This is a genomic window from Saccharospirillaceae bacterium (assembly GCA_022448365.1).
Classification (GTDB): Bacteria; Pseudomonadota; Gammaproteobacteria; order Pseudomonadales; family Oceanobacteraceae; genus Bacterioplanoides.
The window spans coordinates 354726-368845 of record JAKVCS010000004.1 but is presented as its reverse complement, the minus strand read 5'-3'; the positions used below and the strand labels follow the sequence as shown (position 1 = coordinate 368845).

9 protein-coding genes are annotated in these 14120 nt (G+C 46.8%); 6 read left to right on the top strand and 3 right to left on the bottom strand.

Translation table 11 applies throughout. From position 1 onward, the window contains the following. Positions 1–175, top strand: a 175-nt coding sequence (locus tag MK185_12840) for a formate/nitrite transporter family protein (protein ID MCH2041512.1), incomplete at its 5' end; no start/stop codon positions are given. Positions 176–215: 40 nt separating this feature from the next. Next, positions 216–656, top strand: a complete 441-nt coding sequence (gene cynS, locus MK185_12835; GenBank protein ID MCH2041511.1) for a cyanase — start codon at positions 216–218, stop codon at positions 654–656. 253 nt (positions 657–909) lie between these two features. On the opposite strand, the gene MK185_12830 is transcribed toward cynS, so the two are convergent. Both MK185_12830 and MK185_12825 read right to left on the bottom strand, forming a co-directional pair. Then, complete coding sequence (locus tag MK185_12830) at positions 910–5487, bottom strand: Ig-like domain-containing protein (GenBank protein MCH2041510.1); 4578 nt, start codon at positions 5485–5487, stop codon at positions 910–912. 1066 nt (positions 5488–6553) lie between these two features. Next, positions 6554–8026 carry an NAD(P)/FAD-dependent oxidoreductase gene (locus MK185_12825; GenBank protein MCH2041509.1) on the bottom strand — a complete coding sequence of 491 codons (1473 nt, stop codon included), beginning with the start codon at positions 8024–8026 and terminating at the stop codon, positions 6554–6556. A gap of 141 nt (positions 8027–8167) precedes the next feature. Here MK185_12825 and MK185_12820 point away from each other — a divergent pair, with 141 nt between their 5' ends. Beyond that, entirely contained in the window at positions 8168–8842 is a 675-nt protein-coding gene (locus MK185_12820) for a TetR/AcrR family transcriptional regulator (protein ID MCH2041508.1), read from the top strand. A 65-nt stretch (positions 8843–8907) separates the two neighbouring features. On the opposite strand, the gene MK185_12815 is transcribed toward MK185_12820, so the two are convergent. Then, on the bottom strand, positions 8908–9747 hold the full coding sequence (locus tag MK185_12815) for an isopenicillin N synthase family oxygenase (GenBank protein MCH2041507.1): 840 nt from the start codon (positions 9745–9747) through the stop codon (positions 8908–8910). 366 nt (positions 9748–10113) lie between these two features. On the opposite strand from MK185_12815, the gene MK185_12810 reads away from it, so the two are divergent. From MK185_12810 to MK185_12800, 3 genes are all read left to right on the top strand, one after another. Beyond that, positions 10114–11568: an adenosine deaminase gene (locus MK185_12810; protein MCH2041506.1), complete on the top strand. Its 1455-nt coding sequence runs from the start codon at positions 10114–10116 to the stop codon at positions 11566–11568. Further along, positions 11561–12652 carry a purine nucleoside permease gene (locus MK185_12805; GenBank protein ID MCH2041505.1) on the top strand — a complete coding sequence of 364 codons (1092 nt, stop codon included), beginning with the start codon at positions 11561–11563 and terminating at the stop codon, positions 12650–12652. Before MK185_12810 ends, MK185_12805 begins: the two co-directional genes overlap by 8 nt. A 329-nt stretch (positions 12653–12981) precedes the next feature. Continuing rightward, positions 12982–14106: a hypothetical protein gene (locus MK185_12800; GenBank protein ID MCH2041504.1), complete on the top strand. Its 1125-nt coding sequence runs from the start codon at positions 12982–12984 to the stop codon at positions 14104–14106. Positions 14107–14120: the final 14 nt, after the last annotated feature.

Here is a 14120-nt window from a genome sequence, read left to right as displayed (position 1 = left end):
CATGTTTCTGTTCCCATTTTCCATGATTATGGGCGGTGAATTCACCGTTTACGACTACCTGATCTGGAACGAACTCCCGACCGCACTGGGCAACCTGTTTGGCGGCTTATTTCTGGTTGGTTTACCGCTGTATTTAACTCATGTCCGTACCAGCCCTGCACGTCAATTGGCGTAAGTCACTCAAAATATTTTCAGATAGCGATGAAGGTTTAATCATGGATAAAATAGTGATGACTGAAGCCATTGTTCTGGCAAAAAAAGAACAAGGTCTGAGCTGGGAAAAAATAGCTGGCGACCTTGGTTTCTCACCGGTGTGGCTCACCTCAGCCTGCCTGGGAATGAACAGTGCACCACAAGAAAAGGCCGTGGCAATTGCCGAGTATTTGCAATTGGATGCCGAAGTGGCTGCCGCATTACTGGCCTACCCAACAAAAAAATGGGACCAGACGGTACCGACTGATCCTCTGATTTATCGCCTGTATGAAATCGTTGGCGTTTATGGCGAGACGTTAAAAGAAGTGATTCAGGAAAAGTTTGGTGATGGCATTATGAGTGCAATCGACTTTTCTATGGATATTGAAAAGCAACCAGACCCAAAAGGAGACCGAGTTATTCTGACTATGAACGGAAAATTCCTGCCTTATAAATCCTGGTAATACCAGAGTAAGTTATACCTGGGTTAAGGGAAAGGAACAGGCAATTATCCGGTAATATATTTCAGATCAGTGATGCCGGGCATAAGCCGAATCATTTGGATGATTTTTTCACCAGCATTCGTCATACGGATCGCACAGGAGCCGCTTGAAGTATGGTAAGTGATCTTTTTTATTGTGCTTACGCTATTACTGATTAATAACCATTAACCCGTAAATAACAGGCATACCCTAAGGTATGCCTGTTATTCTCGTATCAGAATCGGCCAACAAACCCAAAACTGATTTCCTGAGCATCCGGTGAATATGAATTCATATCCAGAACAACGGATAATGTTGGGATAACATGATAGCGCAAACCAGCATTAAAATATGGATGATCCGGGTTACTGTTATCCAGATTTAAACCAGCTCCACTGGAGGTTTCCAGACGACCATAGCCAACAGCAGCATAACCTTGATATTTCTCATTAATATCGTACTGGTATTCAACTGCCGCGACATAAGCTTTGTAATTCAATTCGGCACTGTTGATCTCTGCATTGCCCAGGTCTACGTATCTTGCTTTAGCACGTAAATCATTAGCGAACTGATAACCCACTTCAGCAGTCATACTCAAGCCAGTTTTGTCAGTCAGCTTCAGGTCATTAAATAACTTAGGCGTCAGATAACTTAAACCGGTTGTAAATGAAACATCCCAGTGATTCTCCGGGATTTCATCACTATGACCGACAGTACTGAATGCTAACGCAGACAAAATCAGCAGCCGCTTTTTCTGTCTGGCAGCAATCATCAGTGCAAACAGCAGCATCAGTCCGAGCACCGTTAACGCACCACCGGTTTCAATATCTGTTTCAATACTGACGGACGGATCGATGTTATCGGTGACACCATCATTGTCACTGTCATTATCCAGGTAGTCGGCGATACCATCACCATCGGTATCCGGCAACTCCAGCGAGTCCTGAATACCATTATTATTGCTGTCTTGGCCGGTAATCGTGCCGTTAACGCTGTGATCGATACCGTCATCAATGCCATCGGCATCGGCATCTTTGCCGCTTAACACATCCGAATTATTGTTTTCTTCAATGTCTGAAAAGCCGTCATTATCGTCGTCTTCATCGAGGTGGTTTGGAATACCGTCATTGTCCATATCCCGGTAAGAGCCAAAGGCACCAATCGCGTTATCCACCACATCCATCAGGCCATCGTTATCAAGATCAGCCTGGCTATCTAAACGACCGTCATTATCGGCATCCAGAGAGGCTGGTAAATCAGCAGAGATAAAGTCGCGCTGCTGGCCATCACTCTTTAATTGCAGGAAGTTGGCGGTACCATCAACGTTGGTATCGGCTAATAAGCCTGCATCCGTAATGACCTTCGCCCCCTGATCCAGCAGAGCATTTTCATCTTTATCGGTTAAGCCAGCTTCGATAACATCGAACACGCCATCATTATCTGCATCAAGATCCAAAGAGTTAATCTGACCATCACGGTCCACATCAAGTGCATTGCTGGCGGCAATAATTTCAGTCAGACTATCGCGCGCATCATTAACACCATCGTAGTTTGCATCCCGTGTTTCTGAATTATTTAAGGTGCCATCGTTATCCGTATCGGCATCAAACCAATCGATGATACCGTCGTTATCCGTATCGGTTTTTTCCAGCGATAATTCCAGCACATCGGCGATGCCATCGTTATCGGCGTCGCTATCACGCATATCGGCGCTACCATCGTTGTCACTGTCTTTATCAGCGCCACCTTCAACAATTCCTGGTAAGCCATCGGCATCAATGTCCTGACCCAGTAATACAACATCAAGCAGAGCCTGAATTTCGCTTAACTCATTCACATCCTCAGCAGCAGCTTGGTGTGCCACGGCGCGATTCAGAATTGGCAAAATACGTTGCAGCGTTTCTGCATCGGCATGTTTCACACCAGCATCCTGGTAGTTCTGAACACTGGGAGCAGGTTCCACAGCCTTATTAGCCGTTTTAGAAATCGTAGCCAACGCCCCTTGCTGGCTATAATCAGCGGCCGAAATAACAACAGAAGTTGCCGCACTGGACACAGACTCTGCGGATCCGTCTGCATCGGTAAAACTGGCTGATACCATCAGAGTTTTGCCGATGTCCGCAGCCTGCGGAGTGTAATTAGAGGCGGTAGCCGATTGGATACTTACGCCTCCGGCCGACCACTGATAAGTAATCCCAGAATCCGGTAAACCGTCTGTATCCGTAATCGCTGCTGTCAATTGCTGGCCAACAGCCGCATCACCTGACAATGAAATCGTCGCGGCATCGTTAACAGCAGCAATAGTCACGTTGACGGTGATATCATCCGTAAACGATCCATCCGATACACGCACAACAAAGCTGTCATTGCCATTTTCATTGGCATTCGGTAAGTAATTAATGGCTTTTGAGTTGCCGGTACCAGAGACCGATGCGGAACCTTTGGTCGCCTGCGTCTGCACGCTCCAGGTTAATGTATCGTTATTTGCATCGGTTGCATTTAACGTCAGAGCAAAAGCGGCAGGACTGCCATCTTCATCCATATTTACCGTTACCGAAACACCTTCGGTAATTTCAGGAGCAAAGGCATTCGTGACTCTATAAGTTTGATCGACAGCAGGTTCTGAAACTGACAAAGCGTTGCCTAATGCATCGACAATCGTCGGGCTGTTCAAGTTCAGACTGATAACGCCGTTGAAGTCAGCCAAGTCACCGCCACTGACAGTCACCTCATACGTCGCTGCGGTTAACTGTGAAACGGCTAAAGAAGCGGTAGAGGCGGATATTGCGAAATCGCTGGCCTCTACTCCGGTAACATCCTTACTAAACGTCACCAGCCAGGTTAGCGAATCAGCCGAAGTATTTTCGGCAACCGGAGTTTTACGAGTAAAGCTTTGTGCCAGCGGTAATACCGTATCCACTTCAAATGAACTCAGAGTTAATGCTGTACTGCTGTTACCCGCAGCGTCTGTAACAGTCACTGTACAATTGCTGTATGTGCCACTCGTTAAGGCAGAACTATTGTCAGGCAAAGTCAGCGTAATAGTATGATTACCGCCAGAAACTGCTCCTTCGTCGGCTGAACCACAACTTCCGCCAACGGCTAAATTTCCGGATTCAGACGTCGAGAACGTCACATCCGGCATAGAATCATTTGCAGGTGTCACAACCGCTGTAACCTCAGAAACGATCGGGGCGACTGTATCCACGTTAAAACCGGTTAACGCCAGTGGTGTACTGGAATTGCCCACAGCATCCGTTACGATAACGGAACAGTTGGCGTAGGTGCCGTCGGCTAATGCCGAGCTGTTATCCGACTGCGTCAGCGTGATGCTGTTATTTCCCGCACTGACGGCTCCTTCATTCAGGGAGCCACAACTTCCACTGACCGCTACCGTACCATCGCTATTTGTGAAAATAACCACATCCGGTGTTGAATCATTACCTGGCGAGGCAACCGGCGTTACTTCAGAAACAAGCGGCGCAACCGCATCTACCAATACCCCTGTGGCGTTACTGACATTGTTCAATATCAGAGACGCCTCATTGCCCGCCGCATCACGCAGGACGCCAGCATTTGTCGAGATAGCTGTGCTGGTTAAAGCAACACCATCAGTATCGAGATCCCCTGTCGCAACGGTATAGCGAAATACCAAAGCGGTTGAAGACCCCAGAGCAGGCTGATAAATCGGGATAACCCAAGTGCTGCCAATGGTCACACGCAAGCTAGGCGTACCAATGACGTTCACGGCTTCGTCATAATTCACTGTAAAGTCGAGGTTCTGCCCCGCTGTGTAGCTACCGTTAGGTGGAACGTCAACACGGGTGACTTCAGGTCCTGTGTTATCCAAGGTATAAGTATTGTCGTTGGTGCCGAGTACCACCAGATTGCTTAATGGATTTCCGTTCGCATCAGAAATATCCTGACCTGCGGCAAAACCCAGAGTCACGGTCCCCATAAGACTAGCGAGGTTACCGCCCGAAGCCCTGACCAAATAGGACTGAGAAGATACCGATGTTATTTCTGTCACAGTAGCTGTGGTACCCGACATCACGAAATCGGTGGTATCAACATTAACGACGGTTTGATTAAAATTAACAGTCCAGGTCACTTGGTCGCTTTTTGTTGGATTCTGACTCTGTCTGAAAATACCATAAACTCTTGGCGCAACACCGTCGAAGCTCACTGTTGTTGCATCACTTACGAGACCAGTGTCCGGATCGTCCGTTACAACCGTCGCGAAGTTCGAACCACTGACAGATCCCTGCTTACTGATCGTCGCCGGGTCAGTCGTTGGCACACCAACGAGAACATCAAAGGTAATCGTTACGGTTCCACCAACATTAACATCACCCACATTCACGCTGACGGTTGAATCCCCTCCGGCATTGCCACTTACAACGCTTCCCTGAGATGTTGTCACACTACCAACAACCAACGTATTTAACGCGCTGACAGGAATATCGAACTGAATACCCGTGGCATTGGCTGAGGCAACACTTAATGTAGCGCTATAGCGCAAGGTATCACCCGGATTAATCTGACCAGTGGTATTAACGTCGTTTTGCAACGTATCAGTCATAACCGCGGTAATGACTGCTGAAGAATAACTTGCTGTAAACTGACTGCTCTCAACCGAGATCAAGCGAACGGAGGAATCGGTCTCAAGGTTCGTTGTTTCTGTTTGCGAGGTATCGAACAGGTTAGCGAAACTCGAGCCAACATATGAATCAGTTCCTGGAGGACTGACAGCTGCATAGGTGCTCATTGACATAAGTGCAGACATGGCTGCACTTAATACATACTTATTCATAAACTTAATTCCTTTATTTCCATAACAATCCCGTTAAGAATTCCTCTGTGTGACGTATTTCTATTGTTATGATTCTTAATCTGATCTGCATGCGGTAATACTCGCCGAGGTGACAGTATTGCCTTGCCAGAATGCTATTTTACTATGGAAAATAATTCCAGCGGCAATACCGTGCACAGCCGAATAAATTCCACTGTCTTTTTCACATCACGCAGATCTTTTACACCAATATATTGATAAAATTATCCAGAATTTTCTCAGCATTATCGAATCATACTGAACTTGAGGCTATCCGGAAAAGTCATCAACCCGTTTCATTATTTTGGCCGGTTAACATGTAATTTTTTGTAGTCGAGCAACCATAGTCATTCTTAGCATTAAATACAGTACGAGTATTTCAAAGCCGTTCAGACATTGCCTGTAGAACCTCCGGCAGGCATTAAAGCTTCACCGTTTGGAAATACAGCCTGACGATTACCCGTGCTGAATATCCAACCTGGCTGGTGTGCACATTCCGCCTAGACACGATCGGTACCGAAGATGACAAGAACCCAGAACCGGAGCAAGAAAACCCGGATATAAAATGATATTTTTATTAATATTTTGCGATACTCACTGCACATGTATAACTGATTAAACTGTGTACAACATCACCCTATCAGTCTCGAAATTAATAGCTCGCTAAAGGTATAACTGACATATAACTAAACCGAAAAAACGGTTGTAGTTTGATAGTGTAGACTATAAATCATTATCTGGAAGGGAATTAATGACTATCTATTTTCCGACAGTCGATCTTGGTAAATAATGATCCTGTTTTTGATATAAGTCTGATAGAGAAGACCCTAACGGGAGATTACAACAAAGCAATCATTCAGGCAGAACAGTGCGTAGATTAAAAATATGATGTACCCGCTGGAAAATTCATCAACATCAATAAACCAAGAGTAAGCAATCGGTACAATTCCGGGATACACTGCAGACGAACCCATCAGCAATATAAACCGATGAGTCCCCCCTGATTAAGCCGGTAAATCAGATAATGGCGGGGTCCATGTTCCTCAGTTTAATGAAACACATGGTCCTTAGCACGAAAGTTTTTTGTCCAGCGTCGATAGGTGAAACTAAAGCCCGGAAACATCGCGATTACCTTACCACTTTTACTCTTATACCAGCTGTTACAACCACCACCTTGCCAAACCGTTTGCGCCATTTCTTCATGAATATGATTGGTATAACGTTCTTCTGCATCAGCACGCACTTCAATGGTTTGTTTCGCATGACTTTTAGCAGCTTTTATCGCCGACAGGATATAGTTCATCTGTGCTTCGATAACAAAAATTGCTGACGTATGGCCAATGCCCGTGTTGGGACCGGTAACAATAAACAAATTCGGGAAGCCAGGTGCCGATGTACCTAAGTAGGCACGTGGGAAGTCTTCCCAGATGTCCGCTAACTTCACACCACCTTTACCCACAACCGGATAAGAAATCACACCGTCAGTGGCATCATAACCGGTGGAGTAAACAATTAAATCCAGCTCCAGTGCTTTGCCATCGGTTGTGTTAATACCCGTTTCAGTAATTTCACTAATCCCTTGGTCTTTATCATGCAAGGTAACGTTGTCGCGGCAATAAGCCGGATATAAGGTGTTGGACAAAATAATTCGCTTACAGCCGATGGTCCAGTCAGGCGTTACTTGCTTACGTAATTCCGGATCTTTTATCTGGTTTTTAATGTGATTTTTAGCGACACGTGCGGCCATCAATTCGAGCATAAAACGAGAATATTTAAAGCCAACCACCCGCGTTTCCAGGCCCCAGTAAATCGCCTCACGTAAACCGCGATAAACCGTTTTATTACGTAATAACTTACGCTGCCAGCTTTTAAACTTGTAATCGTGACGCGGCATCACCCAGTGAGGGCTACGCTGAAAAATATGCAGCTGCCCCACTTCTTTGGCAATGGTTGGAATGATCTGTGCCGCACTGGCACCACTACCAATAATCGCTACCTTTTTGCCCGTTAAATCATAAGCATGATTCCAGTTATTGGTATGAAAGGCTTCCCCCTGAAAACTGTCCTTACCTTTAAAATCAGGAATCACCGGAGTACTCAGCGGTCCGGAAGCATTAATAACAAAGCGGGCCTTATAAGTGGTTTCAGCACCGTTTTTTACATTCCTAACGTCGATCTGCCACAGACTCTGGTCTTCCAGCCATTGGATTCTTTCGACATTGGAATTGGTACGGGTACGTTCGCGCAGCTTATGTTTATCGATCACATGATGGGTGTATTGCTCCAGTTCACTTTGTTCAGCAAACATTTGCGACCAGTCATACGGTTCAGACTCAATGGAATACAACGGCGACTGAACATCCACTGCGGCTCCCGGATAGCTGTTCTGACACCAGGTGCCTCCCATAAAATCGCGACGTTCCAGTAAAATAAAATCATCGATACCATTTTCTTTTAAACGTAACGACGCACACTGGCCGCCAAAACCACTGCCAATAATGATGACTGTATGGGTAGGCATAAATCCGGCTCCCTCGATCTGTAGCGAATGCTGTTTGTTATTATGTGATGATTTGATTCGTCACTTTACTTCTGACGACGCATGTCGTCAAATACTCGCACGAGTCCTATTAAGACAACTTTTATCCACTTCGAGGCCGATGTGTCCAACACCACCAATCCAACGTCAGGTCGTCACCGAAGCAGCAGTTCAGGCCGCACATATGGTGGCCTTAGCCAGGACGAACGCAAACAGCAACGACGCAAACAATTCCTGCAGGCTGGTTTAAATGTGTTCGGCACTGTTGGATTCCGCCAGGCCACGGTACGCGGTCTTTGCAAAGAAGCCCAACTGACGGATCGCTATTTTTACGCCGAGTTCGGCAGCATCGAAAATCTGCTGACGGCGGTGTATGAGCATCATATGACCGACATTCGCAATCAGGTAACGACCGCGTTTGCCGCTGCGGAAGCTGGCTGCGACCCAAAACGCCTGATTGAAAGTGCTTTAACCGCTTTTTACGAAGCGCTCAATGACCCAAGAGTGGCACGAGTATGTATGGTCGAATTAGAGGGCGTCAGTAAGGAAGTCAATCAGTTGTACCATGCTTATATCCGCAGCTTTGCCGACCTGATCCTGAGTCTGATTCGCGTCTTAAGGCCCCACTGGTCGTACACCGAAGAGGAAGGCGCCATACTATCGATTGCCATGATTGGTGCCATGCGCCAGGCAGGAACCTATTGGCTGTTAAATCCGGACACGGTGCAGAAAGACACGCTGATAAGAGTGTCCACCCAGCTGTTTATGGGTGTATTTAATGAAGTGAAAGGTGAGTAGTACCGTCCGCAGCGCCGGAATACCAGAATGCTCCGCACGGTAACAACGTCACACCGATGTCAGGCTTACATTACACCCAACTCTCTCAGGCGCTCGGTCAGATAACTCCCGGCAGTGTAACGCTCCGACAATACCGTCTCAGGATTCGGGTGTAAGAACAGCGGCAAAGAAATGCGCGAGTGCTCCTGACGTCCACCACTTGGGTTAATGACCCGATGCGTGGTCGATGGATAATATCCACCTGAAGCTTCCTGCAACATGTCACCGATATTTACAATTAAGGTGCCGAAGTCGCATGGTACATCCATCCAGTCACCATTCTTAAGCTGAACCTGCAAGCCTGGCTCATTGGCAGCCGGTAACACCGTTAACAGATTAATGTCTTCGTGTGCAGCAGCCCGGATGGCGCCTGGTTCTTCATCCCCTTCGAACGGCGGATAATGCAAAACGCGCAGTAAGGTTTTCTCACTGCCATCAACCATCTGGGACAATGGCTGAGAATAATTAACGGATACTTCTGGCGGACTGAACTGCTCAACCCAAGACAGCAGCTCAGAGGCGAGGGTCAACGCCTGATCGTAGTAGGCCTGAATTTCAGATTTTAATGTCTGCGGACACTGACCCCATGGGTAGTAATGGAAATACTCCTTAATGTCTTTTACTGAGAAGCCCTTCGCTACCTCAGATACCGAGCGTGGGAAAAACCCATCCTGAGTCTCGACATTAAACTGGAAGTCATCCTTTTCTTTGCTGTTGAAAAATCCCTGCCAGTGCTCGTAAATTGCACTGACCATTGCTTGCTTAATCGGGTGGTTCTTTAACACGCCGAATCCCGTATTTCGCAGCGATTCAGTAAATCGTTCGGCTGCATCCGGTGCCGTGTAATCAACAGCTTCTAGTTGCATTCAGGTTACCTGTTAAGCAGTGGTTTTTTGGGGGGAGCGTAGCTTACAGCAATCCATCATGGCCGCAATAAAAATAGCGCTCTAATTACCAGACTGAACTGACATGACGTAACGATCAGCCGAAAACGCACCATTGTGAGACATAATGCACCGTCAGTTAACACTGAAATCCGATTCGGTGAATGGCTTTCCAGCCAATTCTGATCCTAATTTTCTGACCAAGCAATCAACTAAAGACCTCGTGAAATGTGCAGTTCAGGCAATTTCTAGTGCCTCCAATACAATTTTATTGACTACTTCGATCACATTTGGCATATGCATTGCTAAAACTATCTTCCTATTTTTAAGGCCGAGTGCCGCTGTACTATGTTGATGTATTTAACTGCTATTTTTCGATTTCATCTGGCCATTGCACTTATAGGCATATCGCTGCACAGCAATGCATTGCAGGATGATTGGTTCGAAACATTTAAAGCCAACGCGACCGATCGCCAGCTGTATCATTTTTTATATGCACTGCCGAAAGGCGGCGATTTACACAACCATCTGACAGGCTCTAATTTTGTTAACTGGTGGTACGAGCTGGCTACCGATGAAACAAAAAACGGTGGCTACCGTTATTACACCCGAACAGCTATTAATAATTGTGTCGATTACGCCAAAACAACCGCTCAGAATTCGTCTTATTTTTTAATGTTCCGCAACCTCCAGCAGTCCAGCTACGATGTGCTGGATAAATGCCAACAGTCTGAATACACGCCGTTAAAAAACGTCACAGGGAAAACACTGGCAGCCTGGAAAAACAGCCTGCGCCTCAACTATGGAGAAGAAGGCCGAAACGAGTTTTTTTACTCCCATTGGCAGCGTCTGAATGACCTGGGCGCTAACCCGTACATCAACAGCGAGATGCTGTATCGCAACATGAAAGCCTTTGCTGCCGAAGGCCTCATGTACCTTGAAACGATGGAAGGCACCCGCTTCTATAAAAAGAAAGACGGCAGTTTGTTCACGGCCGATGAGGTGGCCGATATCTATCGCGCGCGACTGCGCCAGACCGATGCCGTCGCCACTGGCGTCAAAGTTGGCATGCAATATTACCTGCTGAGATTTATCGACAACGCTGAACAGGATCTGGAGTGGATTTACCGCTTCGTTGATAAAAACCGCGATCTGTTTGTTGGTCTGAACATGGTTGGCGCAGAAGATATTGATAAAGGCTATCCGCTGCGCTTCCTGGAAACGCTGCGAACACTGCGTCGCCAGATTCCAACGCTGCCGCTGTCGATTCATGCCGGAGAACAAGACAAACCAAGCCGCAACGTACGCGACACCTTGTTACTGGGCGCCTCTCGCATCGGTCATGGTATTAACCTGATTTCCGACCCGGACACCATGCTGCTGATGCGTAACAGCAACAACCTGATTGAAATTAATCTTATCAGCAATTTAATGCTGGGTTATGTCAATGACTACCAGCAGCACCCATTCCCGGAATATCTTCGCTTTGGTATTCCGGTAACACTCACCACCGACGACCGCGGCATGTGGGATTCCAATATGACAGACGAGTATTTTGTTGCTGTAAAAGAATTCAACTTATCCTGGCAAGAAATCCGTTTGTTACTGACAAACTCGATAAATCACGCATTTATCGAACCCAAAATGAAGCTATCCATGCAGCTTCGATTAGAGCAACGACTGGATAAATTTGAACGTTCGTTCCAAGCGAAAGGACTGGAAGCATTTCAACATGTTACTCCCGTTTCACACCAGTTTACCTGCAAAAAATATCAACTGTGTTTAGAGAACTCTTATGATTAAAGCCATATTCTGCTGCCTTACAGCCTCCCTGCTGTTGATGGCAGGCTGCAGCAACCAAAACCAGACAGCATCCCTGGCAAGCTCAAAAAAAGCAGCAGCTCCCATTGAAGTGAAAGTAGTCGTTGTCACTATGTTTGAACTGGGTGAAGTCAGCGGTGATGAAGCGGGCGAGTTCCAGCGTTGGAAAGAACGCCATAAGCTCGATCAACGCTTTCCGTTTCCACAATCCCATGCCGACCTTTATTTAAATCCAGAGTCGGGCGTGCTGGGGATGATTACGGGCATGGGCACGAACCGCTCTTCGTCCGCCATTATGGCGCTGGGTCTCGATCCACGCTTTGATCTGACCAAAGCCTACTGGTTGGTAGCCGGTATTTCCGGCTTCGATCCCAACGATGCGCCAATTGGTTCGGCAGCCTGGGCTGAATGGCTGGTTGATGGCGACCTTGGACATGCAATTGACGCGCGAGAAATTCCACAAGATTGGGAAACTGGTTTCTTTCCGTTATTTACCGCAGGCCCCTATCCCGACAAGCGTCCGCCAAACCAGGGGGAAGTATTTCAGCTCAATGGCAAGCTAACAGAATGGGCTTACCAACTGACAAAAGATGTTGAATTAAGCGACGATGATTTCATCAACGCACAACGAAAAAACTACGGTATTTATCCGAACGCACAAAAGAAACCCGTCGTTATGAAAGGCGATCACATGGCTGCAATGACGTTTTGGCACGGCGAATATTTCAATCAATGGGCCAACAAATACGTCGATTACTGGACCGAAGGTCAAGGCCAATTTGTGTCCTCAGCGATGGAAGATACGGGCACAGCACAATCACTTTTTTATCTTGACCGTTCAGGCAAAGCTGACTATCAGCGCCTGATGGTCGTCAGAACCGCCAGTAATTTTACGGTACCGGAACCGGGTATGACAGCGGCTCAGAACCTGCTTAATTCGGAAGGCCACACTTATGCAGGAATGGAACTGGCGTTAGAAAATGCCTGGCGTATAGGCAGTAAAGTGGTGGATACCTTAACCAGTAACTGGTCTGTTTACAGAAACAATATGCCCTATGAACAGTGAATTTAACTGATTTTATGCACCAAAATATTTATTGATAATTCTATTCTCAGAAGCTTTCGCGGAGTCACAAATATTAACCATATGGTTACACTTGAGACTTCGCGGCACGAATAGTCCTATCGGAACGGTCTGTTTGACCGTCTGTACAAAAAAGTTCGCTGGCCAAAGTTTTTAATCCGGCAAATTAATAGACAAACAGAAATATTCCTTTATCTTTCCTCAACTTTTTTTTGAGTGAAAGTTAACTGTAGTCAGTTTGTAACTCGGTCGTGCGAGTATAAACGCCGCGCAGTTAAAAAATTTTTTAATAATTCAGGAGCTATATATCCATGAAGCATTACCTTTCCGGAGGACGCGGACTGATTACTCTGGCGATCAGCGCGCTTTCCTCTGCTCCGGCATTATCTCTGGAGTTGTTCAACGACCCGGCAAACGCCACCGAGATCGAAATGTATGGTCGCATTGCCCCAGCTTCCTTTTTCGGCACGAATAAAGTCTATCGTAGCTTTGATACCAAACAGTCAGTCATTGATGACACCCGGGCAACATTAGGCGTTAACGGAACGGTAAAACAGACTTTCTGGAAACTGGAACTGGATTACGACCGCATGAATTTCCCAGGCGGCAGTGGCGATATGGAACTGCAGGTCGACAAAGCCTATGTTGGTTACCAGGTCAACGACAACCACGCTTTGTCGTTTGGTCTGATGAACTCAGCGCTGGATGATGTCGATCGTTACGGCCAGACCGCACTGGAAACCATGGTTGAATTACAAACCGCCCAGGATCAGGACCAATCGCTTAAATACGAAGTCAGCTATGGTCCTTTGGTTGCGGCTACCTCTTTCAGCTATAAAGCAGAATCTCAGTCTGGAGAAGCCTTTGGTGACACCTGGAATGGTTATATCGGCGTTGAATTCGATATCGCAGGTTTTCGTCTGGGTGCTGAAAACCGCACTGGCTCAGAAGGTCAGTCGCGCTTTGGTAAAGGCCGTCTGTACACCCTTGGTGCACGAGTTACGCCGATCGACAACCTCACCTTTAAAGTGAACGCTTACACTCTGAAAACACATCTGGCGCAGCGCAAATTCCTCGCTGATGGTATTACTCCGGTTGACCTCTACACCACCGACGAAAATCGACAAGATGGTTTATACCGCTACAACCAATACGAGCAGAATGAGTGGCGCGGTGCCGAAGTCGGTGTGACCTACAACGTCAGTGAGCAATTAGCACTGTCAGCTTCATGGAACTTTGAAGAACGCGACGAATGGGATCGTAACAGTAAGTACTGGACTGGCAATCAGGAGCAGTACGACGAATGGGGCGATCGCCGTGAATGGCAATCCCTGACCTTACGCTATCAGCTTAACTCAAATACCGAGTTGGCGGTTGAAGCAAGCCCTGGTGAAGCAGCCCAGAATGGCTACTCACGAATCACTGTTTTCTTCTGATTCAGCATTCTATT

Excerpts from the sequence above, each read along its gene's own strand:
- MK185_12805 (MCH2041505.1), top strand. The coding sequence starts at position 11,561 with ATGATTAAAGCCATATTCTGCTGCCTTACAGCCTCCCTGCTGTTGATG.
- MK185_12830 (MCH2041510.1), bottom strand. The coding sequence starts at position 5,487 with ATGAATAAGTATGTATTAAGTGCAGCCATGTCTGCACTTATGTCAATG.
- MK185_12800 (MCH2041504.1), top strand. The coding sequence starts at position 12,982 with ATGAAGCATTACCTTTCCGGAGGACGCGGACTGATTACTCTGGCGATC.
- MK185_12825 (MCH2041509.1), bottom strand. The coding sequence starts at position 8,026 with ATGCCTACCCATACAGTCATCATTATTGGCAGTGGTTTTGGCGGCCAG.
- MK185_12815 (MCH2041507.1), bottom strand. The coding sequence starts at position 9,747 with ATGCAACTAGAAGCTGTTGATTACACGGCACCGGATGCAGCCGAACGA.
- MK185_12810 (MCH2041506.1), top strand. The coding sequence starts at position 10,114 with ATGTTGATGTATTTAACTGCTATTTTTCGATTTCATCTGGCCATTGCA.
- cynS (MCH2041511.1), top strand. The coding sequence starts at position 216 with ATGGATAAAATAGTGATGACTGAAGCCATTGTTCTGGCAAAAAAAGAA.